The following is an 18,066-nucleotide window of genomic DNA, read 5'->3' on the forward strand; positions in this document are numbered from 1 at the left end:
TAAGCATGAAAAAAACAGATGTTGCTGTAGTTGGACTATCCTGCGTCTTTCCCGGGGCGCAGGATGCTCAAACTTTTTGGCAGAATATTGTCAATAAAGTAGATTCTACCCAATCCGCTCCGGCAGATAGGATAGATCCGGTGCATTTTAGCGATGCCACCAACCCTGTCGATCGTTTCTATTGCCAACGAGGCGGGTTTATTCCTGATTATGAGTTCAATCCTACCACTTTTGGGATTTTACCCCTTGCCGTGGAAGGAACAGAACCTGATCATTTACTGACCCTTGATTTAGTTCAGAAAGCTTTAGAGGATGCCGGAGTATTTCAAAAGAATACTTCCCTTGAAAAGACCGGAATTATCATCGGGAAAGGAAACTATACCGGGCCGGGAGCTACCCGTGCCATTGAAATTGTAAGAACCGGAGAACAGATTTCCTCATTATTGCAGGAACTGTTACCTCAGGTATCTTCTGCTGATATCGAAAAAGTAAAGCATGCTTTTCAGGAGCGCAAAGGACGTTTCGCTGCCGATACCGCCATGGGATTAATTCCTAATCTGGTAGCTTCATTGGTAGCCAACCGTTTTGATCTTGGAGGCGTTGCTTTTACCGTTGACGCCGCTTGCGCCAGTGCATTAATCGCTGTAGATCATGCCGTACAGGAACTTCAAAGAGGACGTTCCGATATGATGATCGCCGGCGGAGTACACACCGGACAAAATGCTGCTTTCTGGAGTATTTTTGCTCAATTGGGCGCCATGTCCCGCCAGGAAAAGATCAAGCCGTTCAGTAGGGATGCTGATGGATTGCTGATTGGGGAAGGTTGTGGTTTCGTCGTGTTAAAACGATTGGAAGACGCCGTTCGCGATCAGGATAAAATCTATGCAGTGATTAAAGGTGTAGGCGTAAGCAGTGACGGTAACGGAACCAGCGTTATGAGTCCGTCCGTAAAAGGTCAGCTGAAAGCTTTAGAACAAGCCTGGATCAATGCTGATCTGGATAAAAATAAAGTAGGTTACCTTGAAGCCCATGGTACCGGAACTCCGCTTGGAGATAAAACAGAACTTCAGACCTTAGCACAGTTCTTTGGGAAAGAAGAAGCTACTCCGGTAGCAGGAATCGGGTCTGTAAAGTCCAATATCGGACATGCGATGCCGGCTGCAGGAATTGCAGGATTGATTAAAACCTGTCTGGCTTTACACCATGATACTTTACCACCAACATTGTATTGTGAGAATCCTACTGCTGACATGCAGAATACAAGATTTGAACCCGTACAGGAAGCTAAAAACTGGTCAAAAACCGGACTGCCAAAAGTAGCAGCGGTAAACGCTTTCGGATTTGGAGGAATCAATGCTCACGTTGTTCTTGAAGGCTATGATATGCCGAAAAAAGACAAAGTATTGCTATTGGCAAGACCGACTCATGCCGAATTATTGTCTGCATTACAAAATAATGATGCCACTTTAGGAGAAGGAGATTTCAGAGTAGCCATATTCGATCCTACGCCTGCAAGAGTAGAAAAAGCGATTAAAATCGTTTCTAAAAACCTGATCTGGAAAAATAAACAGGACATTTGGTACACTTCTACCCCGTTATTAAAAGATGGCGGTAAAGTAGCCTTTGTATTCCCTGGTTTAGATGGTCTGGCAAAAGGTGAAGTAGACAGCGTTAGCCGTTATTTCGGATTAACAGCGCCTATAGAAACTGAAGGTGAAGGGCTTTTAACTGATGCTTTAAACATCTTTAACAACTGTAGTATCCTTGACAATTCATTGAAAAAACTGGGCATCATCCCGGATATGAATGCAGGGCACAGCTTAGGAGAATGGCTGGCAGGGTATTCATCAGAGCTTGCAGAAGCCAATTCCGTAAAAGCCTTAATCGATGTATTGAATCCGGAAACTTTTGAACTAAAAGATTCCAAATTCATTGCCATCGGAGCCGGAATTGAGGTAGTACAGCCTTTTATTTCTGAAATTTCAGACCTGTATATTTCTAACGACAACTGTCCTAATCAGGTGATTCTTTGTGGTAGCAATGCTGCATTGGATGAATTGGTTTCGCAATTAAAATCAAAACAGATCTTCCATCAGGTACTGCCGTTCCAATCTGGGTTCCACTCTCCTTTTATCGCTGATAAACTGGATGTAATCCTTGCCGGAATGGAAAAAGCACAGTTCCAGAAAACGAAGATCCCGCTATGGTCTGCAACTACTTTAGAACCTTATCCTGCAGATCAGGCGGCGATCAGAAAGCTAAGTGCAGAGCATTTGGTTGAACCTGTTCGTTTCCGTGAGCTGACAGATAAACTATATGAAGAAGGAGCCAGAGTGTTCATTCAGGTGGGTACTGGTGGTCTAATTGGATTTATTGATGATACCTTGAAAGGAAAAGCATTCAGTACCATTCCTTCCAGCGTTCCTACCCGTTCTGCATTGGCGCAGTTACAACGTGTTGTGGCTTCGTTATTTGTAGAAGGGAAAACCATTGCTCTTGACTTTTTAGAGCTTCAACAGCAATCAAAAAAATCATCAGGAAAAGGCATTAAACTGGAATTAGGATCACCTATTATCCGAAATTTTAAAGAAGTAAAAGCCTTAGCTCAAGCCTTTGAAACACCAAAACAATACACTGCCTCAGCTTCAGCCATGACTGCCAAAAGTGGTCATCCGCTAGTACAGGCATTCCAGGACAATGTTAATGATATGATCCGGATGCAGGAAGAAGTTCTTACTTTATTCCAAAACCGCCCGGAGATTACAATTCCACGTCCTGCTCAGGTTGCTCCTGTAGCACAATATGATGCTCCACAAGCACCGAGAAGTACAACCTTCTCAAAAAATCTGTACGTAACACTGGAAAGTCACCCGTACTTGATCGATCACAGCTTATTGAGACAGCCTAAAGGATGGGCTCATGTAGCGGATATGGAACCGGTCATTCCGATGACCATGATCTTTGAACAGCTGGCAGAAATTGCAGAAGCAGAAATCCCGGGAACATTGGTTCATAAAATTATGAACGTAAGTGTATTCCAATGGATGAACGTAGCGCAGCCTTTTGAGAAAACTGTGAAAGGACAATGGCGTGGAGAAAACCATGCCTATCTGGATATTGAGAACTTTGCTAATGCAGAAGTCACTCTAAAATCAGGTCCTGTTCCTACTCCAACCTTCAATCTTTCCATTGGTGATCTTTTACCGATTGAAAGAACCCCTGAAGAAATCTATGACGCCCACATGTTCCATGGGGAAAAATACCAGGGAATTACTGAAGTTTCAGCGATTGGAACCAAAGGAATCATAGGAAAAATTAAAGGAAACGGCGGAAAAGGATCTCTATTGGATAATGCCGGACAGTTATTCGGGCTTTGGTTACAGCTTACCTTGGTGAAAGACCGTATCGCCTTCCCGGTGAAGATCAGAGATATTGAATTCTTCGGAGACATGCACGATCAGGAAGGTATTTTTGAATGCACCTGTATGCTTACCGAGCTTAATAATGAATTTGCCATTGCAGACATCATCCTGAAAAGAGACGGTAAAGTATGGTGTGCCATCACAGGCTGGCAGAACAGAAGACTGGAAATTGATGCCGCGCTATGGAATGTTTCCATGTCGCCATTGCATAACCGTCTTTCTGAAGAGATTGCTCCTGAAGTATTCTTCTTCCACCAGGCCTATACCAGAGTAGCTTCATGGGATTTTATCCTGAAAAGATATTTCAACCAAACGGAAAAACAGCATCATCAGCAATTATTACCGAACAAGAAGAAAAACTGGATGGTAAGCCGTGTTGCCGTGAAAGATGCCGTAAGAAACCTTCTTCGTCAGGAAAAGAATCATGCCTGCTTCCCGATCACGTTTGAGATCCGTTCCGATGAAGTGGGGAAGCCTTACCTCATCAGTGATTTTACAGAAGACATTCATATTTCACTCGCTCACAAAGGGAAAGAAGCTGTGGGGATTGCGAGATATGGAAAATCTGTAGGAATCGATATGGAACTCATGGAAGAACGCAGCGAAGGATTCTATGATCTGGTATTTACAGACAATGAATTAGCCTTATTAAAAGGAAAAGATCAGGCAGAATGGACCACCCGTTTCTGGGTAGCGAAGGAAGCCTACGGAAAATTCTTAGGAACCGGATTGAAAGGAAATCCAAAAGCCTTCGAAGTCGAACAAATAAAAGACGATCACTTGTGGATCAACAATACTGAAATCAAAACTATTAAACATAAAAATTATATTATCGGATGGACACTGTAAACGCAACATTAAAAATGAACCACGAGGAACTTTTTACTTTATTAAAAGGTTTTATTACTGAAGTGATAGGTGCTGAATTTGTAGAGGAGATGGACATTACTCCGGAAAGTTCATTCACCAAAGATCTTGAAATGGACAGCATTGAGATTGTCTCTTTCTCAGAAAAGATCAAGGCGCATTTTGGCGATCAGATCGACTTTACAGGCTGGTTATCTTCTATGGATCTTGACCAGCTTATTAATCTTGACCTTAGTATGATCATCAATTATATCTACGAATGCCAATAATCACTGTCAATAACAGACAAGTTCATATACAGGAACTCAATAAGGGAGCCGAACAAACCGTGGTCTTAATCCACGGTATGTTCAGTAACCTGTCCATTTATTATTTTAATATTGCCCCTATTCTGGCAAAACATTTCCATGTGGTGATGTACGATCTGAAAAGTCACGGTATGAGTGAACGCTTTTTGGATGGGTACGACCTTGAAAACATGTCATCCGATCTGATGGGTTTAATAGATCACCTTCAACAGGAAAAAGTACATCTTGTAGGCTATAGCTTCGGAGGTCTTATTGCTTTAAAAACAGCATTAAAATATCCTAATCGTATCAATCAGCTGGTGGTGATGGAAGCTCCGGATCCTCAGGACGAAAAAGCCCGTAATATCATTGATGAATACAGCAAAGAATTCCTTGAGCATTATGTAGCCAATTTTACAGATACTACCAAAGTGCAGATGGGCAAAAGACAAATGGAAAAGAACCATCGTATGTATGAGTTTCTGTTTAATCAAACCAGCATCAAAGCAGATATGATTAAGGAAAAACATTTCCTTGGCGAAGCCGATTTCAATGGATTGACTGCTTCCACTTTATTGCTTTATGGTGCTGATTCCAACTGCAGACCTACAGGAGAGTGGCTGCAGGCTCAAATCGGTTCATCCGAACTTGAATTAATCTCCGGCGATCACAATATTCCGATTCAGGAACCTCAGCTTATCGCAGAGACGATCGCTCAGTTTTTATCTAATATTTTAACGAAGAACCATGGCTAAATTTGCATTTATAGTTCCACCCTTGACAGGACATGTCAATCCTACCCTAAGCATCGGTACTACGCTGTTGGAAAGAGGGCACGAAGTAGCATGGATCAGCCTTGACCCTACTTTAGAGGCTAAACTTCCCGATGGCGGAAAATTATTACTGATCCAGTATGATCAGACCGACGCAGAAAAGAAAGAAAGCGAACAGTATCTAGATATTATCTCCAAAAAAGTAGTCTACGGAATCGACAGTGTGAAGTTCCTTTACGAAGAAGTTCTTATTCCACTGAACAGACATTGCTATAATGGAATTGTTGCTTTATTAAAAACATACCAACCCGATTTAATCATCGGTGATCATCAGTTATTTGCGGCTCCGGTAGCTGCCAAAGCATTAGGAATTCCTTGTGCGACTTCCGTTACGGCTCCGGCTGCCATTAAAATCATGAATGAGCTGCCAAAAGTTCACGAATGGGAAGTGAATCAGATCATTGATCTGCAGAAAGAACTAGGCTTTAATGGAGAGCGCTCTCTGGCCACTTCAGATCTTTTAACCCTTGTTTTAACCTCGAATTATTTCTTTGGGGAAATGGAAGATCTGGAACCTCAGTATAAATTCACGGGACCCGTTCTGACCGAGCGTCGTATCTCTTGTGAGTTTGATTGGGACAGATTGAAAAATGCCACCAACAAAAAGATTTTAGTAAGCATCGGAACTACTTTCGATCACGATCATAAAAAAGCATTCTTCCAAAAGGTTATTGATGCTTTTAAAGATGAAGATTTAACCGTTGTTGTAGTTTCTGATCCACAGCTTTTCGAGCAATGGCCGGATAATTTTATGGTCTATCAGCAGGTTCCTCAATTGGATCTATTGCCTCATCTTGATGGGGTGGTTTGCCATGGCGGTCATAATACCGTTTCTGAAACCTTATCCAACGGGATTCCTTTGGTGGTCATTCCTATTGCGTATGACCAGTCGCATGTTGCAGGACGTGTAGTGCGTACAGAAGCAGGTGAAAGACTTAATTTCAACAGATTTAAAGCCAATCATCTGAGAGAGGCAGTACAACAAATTTTAAATAACCCGGGCTATCGTGAGGCAGCTCAAAAAGTAGGACAATCTTTTGTGGAAGCAGGAGGTGCATCTACAGCCGCTAATTTATTGGAAGAAGCCATCACAAAGACTTCAAAACCGGAAAAACCATCTAAATTTTTATTCGTTGTTCCGCCGTTTTTCGGACATGTGAGCCCTACATTAAGTGTGGGCGCCAGTCTGATTGCCCGTGGCCATGAAGTAAAATGGTTCGGAATTACGCCTTTAGACAGCAAACATATTCCGGAAGGAGGTTCTTACTTCTATCCTGAAGAAGATCTTATTCCGTATCAGGAAGAAATCGCCCGTATTTTAAAAAGACAGGATGACGGACCGGCTTGTTCAGGTCCTGAAGTGATGAAATTAGCACTGGAAGAAACATATATTCCTTTCGCTAAAATGATGATGCCGGGATTAACCCGATTAACAGAAAGCTGGATGCCTGATGTGATCGTGAATGACTGTATCACTTTCGGAGGTGCGCTTTTCGCTCACAAACACAATATTCCTTGCGTAACTACTACCCCTGTTCCACCGGACGTGATGGGAGATACTGAAAAAAGTGCTCCTAAAATCTGGGAATGGCAGCAAAACCTCATCAAAGACCTGCAAAAAGAAGTAGGCATTCATGAGGAAGGTATTTACATCCATTCGCATAAACTGAATATGGTATTTACGTCACAAGCCTTTGCCGGTTTTGATACTGTACCATCCCATATGAAATTTGTAGGCCCTGTAAAAGGTCGTCCCAACGATGCTCCTTTTGACTGGGATAAATTAAATGCTTCTACCACTCCAAAGATCTTCGTATCACTAGGAACTTTGTTGGTAGACATCAGAAAAGCTTTCTTTGAAAAGATCATTGCTGCATTTAAAGATCAGCCAGTAACGGTAATTGCCGCTACTCCACCGGAAATCTTTGAAGAATGGCCGGAGAACTTTATCGTGAACAGCTTTGTGCCTCAATCTGCAGTGATGCAAAGAATGGATATGGTCATTTGCCACGGAGGTTTCAATACCGTAAACGATACTTTCCGTAACGGATTACCGATGTTGATCACGCCTATTGCTTATGACCACTTCCATATTGCGAAATTAATTGAGCAGGCAGGCTGCGGAATCAGCATCCGATACAAGAGACTGCGTGTAGAGGCGCTTCGTGAAACTGTTTTTGAATTACTGGAAAATCCTAAATACAGAGCTGCCGCTCAGGAGGTTCGAAATACCTTCAATCTTGCCGGAGGTAATGATAAAGCGGTAGAATTGCTGGAAAACTTTGTACAGGAACATTCCACATTAGCTTCAGTATAATAAGCCTATGAAAAGAAGATTGTTATTTGGTGAGCGAATGTTACTGGGAGACGGAACAGAACCGTTCAATGCGGTGATCCCTTTCAGGCTCAGAGGCACCTTTACATTGAAGGATATCCAGCAGGCTTTGGCTCAGATCCAGCAAAAACATCCGTGGTTAAGAGCCCTTATTGCTCACGATGATAAAAATATCCCATGGTTTGATGTTCCTGAAAACCCGATCTCCATTCCGGTACGAATTATTGCCAGAAAAGGAAAAGATCAATGGCAGGAAGAATCCAAAAGGGAATGGAATACTTTATTCGATCCTAAAAAATTGCCTCTTATCCGGTTTGTCTGGATCAAGGGGGAAGATGTTTCTGACATGCTATTTGCGTTCCACCATTGTTTATGTGATGGTGGTTCTGCAATGGCCTTTCTGTATGAGTTTTTAAAAGTATTGGATAATCCAAAAGCTGATATTGGAATAGAAAGTCCTATTTTAGGTATTCAGGATGTGGTTCCTGCGAATATTTTAAACAGCCGAAAGCAAAAATTAAAAGCCAAATTCATCGGAAGATTAGCGGCTACAGCCATTAAGGTGATTCCTACGGGTAAAAAATCAATTGATCGTAAGGATGACTATCTGCTTCATTGGAAAGTGGATGAAACGGTAAGCCAACAACTGATTTCCTACTGCAAATCCAATGGTGTTACGGTGAACACCTTCTTAAGTGCTGCTTTGCTTCAGGCTTTCAAAAAAGTAAAAGGAACCGGAGCTTTCAACAAGGTTTCTTGTCCTGTAGACATCAGACGTTTTGCTACCCAGGTGAAGAACGATCATATTTTTGCTTTTGGGCTGATGATCGTAGTTTCTGCTAATGAAAAACTGAGCTTTATAGAGAATTTACATACGATGCAGGCTTCTGTAGAGCGTAAAACCTCTAAACTTGACCCTTATATTACCATGATGGTGATGGAATCCGGACATGATGCGCTGAATAATTTCACCAAACTTTTAAAGAACGGAAAATCGTCTAACGACTGTATGTTTTCCAATCTGGGACGCATTCAGATTCCTCATGAGTATAAAGAATTTAGTGTTGATACTATTTTCAGTCCTTCGGTCATTGGTCCGTTGGGGAATACAACAACAATGGTAGTTTCAACGTACCGTGGGAAAATGGATTTTTCATTTGTAGGAAGTGAAGGATATTTACCCTATACCGATGCCCTAGCCATTCGTGATGAAGTTATGAAGATCATTAAAACTCAACTGGAATATATCGCTGTATCATGATCAAAAGAAAACTAATGATGGTGGAAAGGATCATGTATGTAGATCCCGAAACGCCCGTAAACTGTATATTTGCAGCCAAAATAAAAGGAGAACTTCCGGAGCAGAATTTTAAAACTGCTCTGGAAAAAATCCAGCAGAAACATGCATTATTAAGAGTGGTTATAGACTCTAAAAGTGAGAAATATCCTTTCTTTATAGAAGAAAAAGAGATTGCTCCTATCCCACTCCGCATCGTAGAAAGAAAAACAGACCAGGACTGGTTGACAGAATCTCAAAAAGAATGGAAAATCTTATTTGAGGAAGAAAAAACACCGCTAGCCCGTGTAGTCTGGGTAAGAGGACAGGATGTTTCTGAAGTATTTTGGACTATTCCCCATTGTATTTCAGACGGAACCACAGGAGTGACTTTAATGAAGGAACTGCTTCAACTTTTGGACAACCCTGCTTTAGAATTAGAGCCTTATGAGCCTTTCACTTCTGTAGATGAATTTTTACCTTCTAACTTTAATGTAAAAAGTAAAAAATTCAAAGCTAAATTATATCTGACCTTTGCCAGATTCTTCTTTCTGCTACAGCAAAAAAGCAAAAAGAGAAATCTTGGACACAACTATGTGCTTCACCAAAAACTGGATCCGGCCACCACAGCTCACATCACTGAAAGATGTAAAACCAATGGCGTTTCCGTACATGCTTTGCTTTGTTCTGCGTTTATGCAGGCATTCCAGGAAGTAAAAGGGAAAGATGCCAAAGGGAAAGTCATTAGTCCGGTAGATGTGCGTCATTTTATTCCGGAGATCAAAGAAGATCATTTATTTGCCTTTGCACCAACGGTTGATCTTGCGATTAAAAAAGGAAGCTCAGATCTGTTGAACAATGCCAAGCACATCAAGGAAAACCTTGTTCAGAAAATAGGAAAAATGGAAGCCCGCGAACTGCTGTGGATGGGTGAACAGATGCACCCGATTGTGGACCGTATGATCTCCATGCTTAAATCAAGCAATGGCGGCCATGATGTGACCTTATCCAATATGGGCAGGATCAACATCCCGAACGATTACAAAAACTTCAGCATTGAAACCATTTTCAGCCCAACGGTAGCCTTCCCATGGCTGAACTCAAACACTTTGGTAGCGAGTACGTACAATCATCAGATGGATTTTATATTTTTGTCCAACGAAGACTTCCTTCCCAAAGCGGAAGCCGCCAAAATAAAAGAGAAAGCCATAGCGCTAATGACCACCTCATGAAATTGAAATTTAAGCCGAAGCCACCTAAAAAGCTCAAAAAAACCACCCTTAAACGCTTTCTCATCAAGCGTACGATTTATTATGTCCTTCCGAATGTATTTTTCAATTTCATCATCGCCTATGCCAGCTTCAAAGAATTAGGCTACACCCATTTTTTTTCCGGCGAACAGAATCTGGCCCGCCTTACCCTACCCATGGCCCTATTTCTCCCCATTGTCCTCACCATAGACATCATCAAAAGAGTAACCGATGCCGCCGGACAAGGCGCCATTGAGTTTACCGTGGATGAACAGTTAAATATTAAAAAGTTAATGACCAAGCTGAGTATTCTGCATGGCGTGATTACCTGTTCTTTGGTCTTAGCGATGCTTTTTTTAGGGCAGTATAATTTTTCTAAGGATTATAAGCTGGATGCTACGGCAATGGCTGTTGTTGTGGGAACACTGGCTGGGATTTTGTCTGTGGTGTTTGTGTATTTGCCGGTGTGGAGGTTGAGGAGGTGGATGTGTAGGAGAATTGAGATAATAGCTTAACAACAATTTACAATATAAATCCTCTTTTTTCGTAAGGAGAATATTTTTTTAGTACAGAATAAATTTGTTCAAAAAATTATTTACAGTTTTTTATCATAATTAACATCTTAATATTTTTCATTTAAATAATTTCTTAAATCTTTCCTCTGCTATCTAATCAGATAATTATACTCTTTTCAATTAATTAAAACACAAATACTTTACACTTAATAGATTATGTTTATTATAGATTTTGTTTACCAATAATTCAATGTTATTTTGCTAAATTTGACAAGAATTTTACGTGGATAAATATTGTCGAAACTAAAAATGCAACATATAAAAAGCAAAAAAATAGAAGGGATTATTGATCAAATTATAGATCAATATGTCTATGCAGATAGAACTGAAAGACCTTGGGTGATTGGGTTTAGTGGCGGTAAAGATTCAACGGTATTATTAACCTTAGTATGGATTGCTTTACAAAGGATCAGAGAGCAATTACCACATCCTTTTCAGTTAAAAAGAAAGGTACATGTTGTGTGTAATGATACAATGGTTGAAAATCCAATTCTTGCGGATTATGTACAGGATGTGCTAAAAAGAATAGATGAAGAAGCTAGAAATCAGGATTTGCCAATTTTTGTAAAAAGAACAACTCCTAAGCTAGAAGAAACTTTTTGGATTAATGTCATTGGAAAAGGATATCCTGTTCCAAATAATTCATTCAGATGGTGTACAGATAAATTGAAAATACGCCCAACTTCAAGTTTTCTTTTAGATCAAGTGGATGAAATGGGTGAAGCGATTGTACTATTAGGAACGCGCTATGATGAAAGTGCAACGAGAGAACGCTCAATAAGAAAACATGAGGTTACAGGAAGAAGATTATCTAAACATAAAACATCACCAAACACTTACACCTATGCTCCTATCAAAGAAATGATGATGGAAGAAGTGTGGTATGTCATTAATGCTGTTCCTTCACCTTGGGGATTTGATAATTCTATTTTATTTCAAATCTATGCAGATGCAAGCGCGGATGATTATGAATGTCCTACTGTAGTTACAGATAAAAAACATACCTCATGTGGACAAAGTAGATTTGGGTGTTGGACTTGTACTGTTGTAAAGAATGATAAATCAATGAGTGGTTTGGTTAGCAATGGTAGGAATTGGATGCAGCCATTATTAGATTTCAGAAATAGATTAGTAGAAAATCGTAATCTTCCTGAAAACAGGATGGATACCAGAAGAAATGGACAAATTGCAATAAATGAAGATGGGGAAAATAACGGTACTTACAATATTATGTATCGAAAAGAAATTTTAAGAGATCTATTAACCATTCAAAAAGAAATCCAAAAAGAAAGACCAGATATTACTCTTATCAATAATCAAGAACTAATTGCTATTCAGGTTATTTGGAATAGAGACATGTTTTTTGATCATACTGTTGGTGGAATTTATAAAGAAATATATGGTAAGGATATAAGCACTAATAACATTAAAGCATTAGACCATACTGAAAAAAGAATCATCCGTGAGGTTTGTGAAAATGATATGGGTTATTATAATCTTATTGATAATTTAATTTCCCTACAGGAAACTAAAACGTTATTGATCTCTAAATATGGTCTGCATAATGACATCGAAAGAAGAATTGAGAAATTTGCAATGCCTGAAAAGAAATAAAGTATGAAGATTAGAAAAATAAAATTTAATAATTTTAGAATATATAAGGGGGAAAATGAAATTAATTTTTCTTCTGCTAATTCTTCAAAAAACATCAATATTGTAGCAGGTAAAAATGGTTTTGGAAAAACAACCTTTTTAACTTCACTTATCTGGTGTTTTTATGGCAAAATGATGGTTGAAGTTGAAGAAAAATACAAACGTGATGTTCGTAATTCTGGAGGGTATGAAAATTTCTTGTTAACCCTTCTCAATAGAGATATTAAAACTGAGTTTGAAGAAAATAAAAATATCAATCCTATTCTATCTATGGAGATCGAATTAGAAGATTTAAATATACCTTCTATGCCTAGTGAATCAGTTCTAATAAAAAGATCTTTTAATCTTAAAAATGATATAGAAGAAGTTAATATTCTAATTGATGGAGTTGAAAACGAATTAACAAAAGAAGTTGGTTATGAAGTATTTATCAACGACTTCATTCTTCCTCGTGAAATCGCTAAATTCTTTTTCTTTGATGCTGAAAAGATCGTTACCCTTGCAGAAGCCAAAACAAAATCAGAATTAAAAAATCTTAGTAAAGCCTATTCAGAAGTATTAGGAATAAAAAAGTATGAGGATTTAAAAAAGAATCTAGAAACATTACTTATTAAACTTCGAAGAAACGGTGCAAAACCACACCAACAAGAAAGGCTACAGAAATTATTGGATAAAGAGACTGAGATTCAAGAGCTCATTACAATTAGTCAAAGTAAAAGGGATGAAATTGAAAAAGAAATTTTATTAAATACTCAACAAAGTGAAGCTTTACAGGAAAAATTAATCCGAGAAGGAAATGGTATTACTGTAGAAGAATTGAAAGAACTTAAAGACGAATACCATAACTTAAAAGTCAAATCTGATGAAATTAAAGGGAGGCTAAAAAAAATGTTGGATATTGTTCCCATTGTATTAGCTGGTAAAAAGCTCATTGAATTAGAAAATCAGATTGACATTGAAGAAGCGTCGAATAATCCATTAAATATTGATCTTATTTCAAACTTAAAGCTTTATCAATCAATTATTGAAAAGTTGAAAGAATTAGGTATTGAAAACAACAAAAGTAAACAAGTAGTTCAAACCATTCAAGATACTCTTGGCTCATTTAACACTTCTAAAGAAAATGAGACAAAGGTTCTACTGGATTTTTCTTCAGAACAGAGAAGAGAAATTAAGGCTGTTATTGACAATATTAAAGGAGGCTTTAGTGTACAATTTCAAGATATTGTTAAAGAGGAAAAAAATAATCGTTTAGCTATTTCTAGGGTATTTCACAAGATCAAACAAGCAGAAGCCAGAAAAGACAATGCAGTAGCAGAAAAACTGAGAGAAGAGAAATCTAAATCGGATAAAAAAATCATTGCCTTATCAGAAGAAAAAGGTGCTCTTAATGAAGAAATTGCTACTTTAGAAACTCAATTAACCAGTAATCATAAAATACTTTCTGAATTTGAAAAGAATTTTAAATTAATTGAGGCCGATTTAGCAAAAAGTGAGGTTACTCAGAATCTTTTAGACAAAATCAATGTTATTATAAAGAGAATAAAAGAAGATAAAAAGTACTCTTTACAGAAGTCCATCTTATTAGGATTGAAAAAATTAATGCATAAGAACAACTTTATCAGAAATGTTAAAGTAAATGTGCAAGATGACATTATGGATATTGATTTATTAGATGTCAATAATAATATCATAGACAAAGAGTCCCTATCAAAAGGTGAACAGCAATTGTATGCCACAGCTTTATTAAAAGCACTAGTAGATGAATCAGGAATTAAATTCCCTGTATTTATTGATAGTCCTTTACAAAAGTTTGATAAGTTTCACTCACAAAACATTATTAAAGAGTTCTACCCTTCTATTTCTGAACAAGTGGTTTTATTCCCATTATTGGAAAAGGAGCTTTCAGAAATAGAATATGAATATCTTAAACCTTATTTGAATAAAGTGTATATGATCGATAATGTTGAAGGAGCATCGTCATTGAAGTCATTTAAGACAGATCAGTTATTTAACGAATTTAAAAAAGACAGCAACTATGTTCACTCAAATTAAAACTAATAAAGCCAATAAAGATATAGTTGCCCAACTTACAAGAAGATTGAATTTAGGTACTGAAAATATCATAGCACGTATGGCTTTATCTTATTCCTTATCACTAAATTATAAGCTAGATTTAAATACCCTTTCTGACTCTGGTGGTAAAGAATACTCTCGATCTGTTTTATTTGGGGATTATGATGATATATATGTTGGATTAGTTTGTACTCATTATGGTATTTATAAGACAGACAAGGACCTTGGGAAGTATATTAAATTGCATATAGACAATGGATTGCAATTGATTAATGAAGAATTACAGAAAGCTAATAATATTGATGGTTTTGATTTTTTAGTGGAACTAATTTCTGAAAAAATTCAAATATTACATTAAGTAAAACTTTATTATTCAATAAATTGGTTATATTATCTCGTTTTTCTAAATTTGGAAAAACGATAAACCATAAATGAAAATTAAAGATGCAATTTTCGAAGTTCTCGAAAAAGAAAATAAGCCTCTTAGTGTAAAAGAAATTTACCTTCAGATTATAGAAAATCAACTATATAATTTCAAATCTGATAACCCTGAACACATCGTTCGCACACTTCTTAGACGTCAAAGTGAAAATATAAATTTTCCATCCTCTCGTAAAGTAAAGTATTTTATATTTCTTGAGGATGGAACTTTTTGGTTTAAAGATAAACCTTATATATCTAAGCATAAGAATAAAAATTTACCTAAAGAAAGACTACCCTACGACGAAATAGTAGAACTTCAAAAGAAATATAATCACACATTAAAAAAATTAATATTAAGCCAACTTTCTAATATTGAACCTGAAGATTTTGAGGAATTTTGCAGAAAACTACTATCTGTCTACGGGTTTAAAAATGTTAAAATAACTCAAAAAACCAAAGATGGAGGTATTGATGGGTATGGTGAGCTTAAAATAGGTATTGCAACAATGCTAGTCGCTTTTGAATGCAAACGTTGGATAAATACTGTGGGTCGGCCAAAGGTTAGCCAATTTCGAGGAGATATACAAGGTAAATATCAACAAGGCATTTTCTTCACAACCTCTAAGTTTTCTAAAGAAGCAAAGGATTCATCATTGCAATCAGGAGCTGTTCCCATTATTTTAATTGATGGAAATAGTATTGTTGATTTAATGATGGAAAAAGAATTTGGTGTAGAAAAAATTGAACTTCCTATATATTCAAATGCTTTAGACCTAATTTTGCAAAAATGATAATTATAAATAATATAATTGAAGGAAATTCCACAATATTAAGCCTGTATTAAAGAATCTGATTACAAAAAAACATCCGAGAATCTCCTGGTATAGAGCCCAGCTGGATGTCATCAAAGTTACAAAATTGCAAGCTTTTAGATATACGGAAAAGGAGACCAAAAAGGTCTCCTTACTTACTTATATTCTGGTGTCTCCTATTAAGAAAAAACTCTATCTTATTTTATTTTTATAGCGAATCTTATATTAGATTAGAAGTTTATTCACTTATATTTATAAGGCTCTTAAGCTTCGCCTTAAGTGGCTTAGCATTTTCATCAACATAAGTTAATTTACTTGTAGTATATTCTGCTTCCAACACCTCTATAGTTGTCTTTTCAATCCCTGACTCTTTTTTACTTTTTATATCTAATGTTCTTTGTTTATTTTCAGTAAGAGAATCAAACTCCCTTTTTAAAGAATCATTGATCCGTTCAGATAAAATATCAATTTCACGTTGCGATAAACTTTCAATTTGTTTTTTATTCGTTTCGTTTTCAGTTATAAACTTATTATTTTCCTTTCCGAATTTCAAAAATATAAGAATTAATAAAGATTTAATATATTTAGATCCTTCAGGACTAGCTTTTGATCCTATAATATTTTTATATAATGGGGTACTATTATCAAAAAATGAATTTTGAGGATAAGTTATTATAAAATAATTAAATTGATTTATAACATTTTCTAATTCAGTTTCATTTAGGAAGTGGTCATTTTCAAAAAAATTATTTTGTATAAGCTCTGACAATGCTTCAAAAAAACCTTTTTGGAACATTAATGTATAAAAAGTACTAAAATTGGAAACATTATCCTTAATATTTTTTTCAAATTCTTTTAATATTTTCAGAGATAACTTACTTGATGTCTGTGTTGGATTTTTAGCAAGATTTTCGAGAATAAATCTATCTTCACTTCCTCCAAATAAAACTTTGTATGCTTCAAATTCATTAGAAGTAAGATTTGAATTTTGTGATTTTTCCTGAAATATCTGATATGATTCCTCGACCAATTTAATCATCAATTGAAATGGTTCTAAACTTGTATAAAATTTTCGGAAAGGATTCAACCATTTTTGCTCGAATAATACTTCGCATGCCTTTCTCTGTTCGAGAGAGAACTCATTTGCTTTTAAATTTTCGATTGGAAATTCTTCAGAAGAAAAGATACCTGGTGTTTCATCAATCCCCAAGCGAGTCCTTAAATTAGAGCCTGTATCAGTTTGTGAATCTTTAAAAAGAAATTCACAAATATTATTCACAATCCCTATTGTTGTAATTATGGATCTATTTTTCTCTATTTGAGTTTCTTTCCCATTTGCAGAATTATACTCTAAAACAGCTGTATAAACATTAGGTAGGTCACTTTTTATAGACGAAAATATCTTTCGAGTGAACACAGAAGTAAGATCTTTTTCGTCTAATAATATTGTTCGTGACCTGCTCGGTTGTCTTGCTGTTTTATTAACATCTACAAAAATGTTTCTTAGTATCTGTTTTACATCTGTTCTGTGTTCTAAATTCCATTCAATATTTGGAAAGTATTTTCCTAAATTAGCTAAATCATTTTCGCCTATTTGTTCAACAGAATTAGGAAAAAACAATATAGTTACAGGAACTGTAAGATTATCTAATTTAGTTTTAAAATTGGAAGTATCACCATAAAAATTTTTCAGTCTATCATTTGTTAATAACCCACGAATAGCTTGTAGAGCGACCAATCTATGTTGGCCATCAACTGCCATTAAATGTGTGTGCTCATTCTTCCATTTTAATTCAGTTGGTAAAGACATTAATTCACTATTACCGTTTAAAAACCATCTTATGCAAAAAGAGTCATCAAATTCTATTTCAAATTTTGAATACCCTCCTTCATCATAAACACGAGTTTTTAATGAAGGATAATATTTTTTAATTGCTTTCTTATCCTCGGCAGGTTGAGTCAAAGCAACAACTATTGGTGGAAAAAATTTATAACCCATTCCATCTGTTAAATAGTTTGCAATATCTCTCCTTATCCTAAAATCATCTAAATCTCGTTGAACAAGCTCTTCAAAATCAACTTCTGTAACATCTAAAATTTCTCTTACTGGCTTTAACTTTCCAATATCGTTAATATTAAAAGATGAATTAATATAAAATACAGGAGCCTTATTATCTGTATAAAATTGACCAAAATCTCCAGCTATAGAAAGTTGGAATTTTTCAGCTTGATATGGTTGTGCAAAATTTGTACTCAT

12 protein-coding genes are annotated in these 18,066 nt (G+C 36.7%); 11 read left to right on the forward strand and 1 reads right to left on the reverse strand.

Features of this window, described 5'->3' with window-relative positions; all coding sequences use genetic code 11:
* Window positions 1–5 precede the first annotated feature (5 nt).
* The 11 genes from AC4IF5_RS03760 to AC4IF5_RS03810 all read left to right on the forward strand — a co-directional run bounded on the left by AC4IF5_RS03760 (window position 6) and on the right by AC4IF5_RS03810 (window position 15,788).
* Window positions 6–4,271 carry a type I polyketide synthase gene (locus tag AC4IF5_RS03760; RefSeq protein ID WP_490731810.1) on the forward strand — a complete coding sequence of 1,422 codons (4,266 nt, stop codon included), beginning with the start codon at window positions 6–8 and terminating at the stop codon, window positions 4,269–4,271.
* On the forward strand, window positions 4,259–4,558 hold the full coding sequence (locus tag AC4IF5_RS03765) for an acyl carrier protein (RefSeq protein WP_002977699.1): 300 nt from the start codon (window positions 4,259–4,261) through the stop codon (window positions 4,556–4,558). Before AC4IF5_RS03760 ends, AC4IF5_RS03765 begins: the two co-directional genes overlap by 13 nt.
* The gene (locus AC4IF5_RS03770; protein ID WP_490731813.1) at window positions 4,549–5,331 is read left to right on the forward strand and encodes an alpha/beta fold hydrolase; all 783 of its coding nucleotides are present in this window, start codon (window positions 4,549–4,551) and stop codon (window positions 5,329–5,331) included. Before AC4IF5_RS03765 ends, AC4IF5_RS03770 begins: the two co-directional genes overlap by 10 nt.
* Window positions 5,324–7,726, forward strand: coding sequence for a glycosyltransferase (locus tag AC4IF5_RS03775; RefSeq protein WP_490731815.1), 2,403 nt, complete (start codon window positions 5,324–5,326; stop codon window positions 7,724–7,726). The genes AC4IF5_RS03770 and AC4IF5_RS03775 overlap by 8 nt, the downstream gene beginning before the upstream one ends.
* Window positions 7,727–7,733: 7 nt before the next feature.
* Window positions 7,734–9,005, forward strand: coding sequence for a condensation domain-containing protein (locus AC4IF5_RS03780; protein WP_490731817.1), 1,272 nt, complete (start codon window positions 7,734–7,736; stop codon window positions 9,003–9,005).
* Entirely contained in the window at window positions 9,002–10,252 is a 1,251-nt protein-coding gene (locus AC4IF5_RS03785; protein WP_490731819.1) for a condensation domain-containing protein, read from the forward strand. Before AC4IF5_RS03780 ends, AC4IF5_RS03785 begins: the two co-directional genes overlap by 4 nt.
* Entirely contained in the window at window positions 10,249–10,785 is a 537-nt protein-coding gene (locus AC4IF5_RS03790) for a hypothetical protein (RefSeq protein ID WP_490731821.1), read from the forward strand. The genes AC4IF5_RS03785 and AC4IF5_RS03790 overlap by 4 nt, the downstream gene beginning before the upstream one ends.
* 309 nt (window positions 10,786–11,094) lie before the next feature.
* Window positions 11,095–12,459, forward strand: coding sequence for a DNA phosphorothioation system sulfurtransferase DndC (gene dndC / locus AC4IF5_RS03795; RefSeq protein ID WP_490731823.1), 1,365 nt, complete (start codon window positions 11,095–11,097; stop codon window positions 12,457–12,459).
* Window positions 12,460–12,462: 3 nt separating this feature from the next.
* Window positions 12,463–14,553, forward strand: coding sequence for an AAA family ATPase (locus tag AC4IF5_RS03800; protein WP_490731825.1), 2,091 nt, complete (start codon window positions 12,463–12,465; stop codon window positions 14,551–14,553).
* The gene (locus tag AC4IF5_RS03805) at window positions 14,537–14,932 is read left to right on the forward strand and encodes a DndE family protein (protein ID WP_490731827.1); all 396 of its coding nucleotides are present in this window, start codon (window positions 14,537–14,539) and stop codon (window positions 14,930–14,932) included. The genes AC4IF5_RS03800 and AC4IF5_RS03805 overlap by 17 nt, the downstream gene beginning before the upstream one ends.
* Window positions 14,933–15,005: 73 nt before the next feature.
* A complete protein-coding gene (locus AC4IF5_RS03810) occupies window positions 15,006–15,788 on the forward strand; it encodes a restriction endonuclease (RefSeq protein WP_490731829.1) in 783 nt (260 codons plus the stop codon).
* Between the two features lie 259 nt (window positions 15,789–16,047).
* On the opposite strand, the gene AC4IF5_RS03815 is transcribed toward AC4IF5_RS03810, so the two are convergent.
* On the reverse strand, window positions 16,048–18,066 hold the full coding sequence (locus AC4IF5_RS03815) for a ParB N-terminal domain-containing protein (RefSeq protein WP_490731831.1): 2,019 nt from the start codon (window positions 18,064–18,066) through the stop codon (window positions 16,048–16,050).

The sequence above is a fragment of the Chryseobacterium sp. UF-290 genome (genome assembly GCF_058245615.1).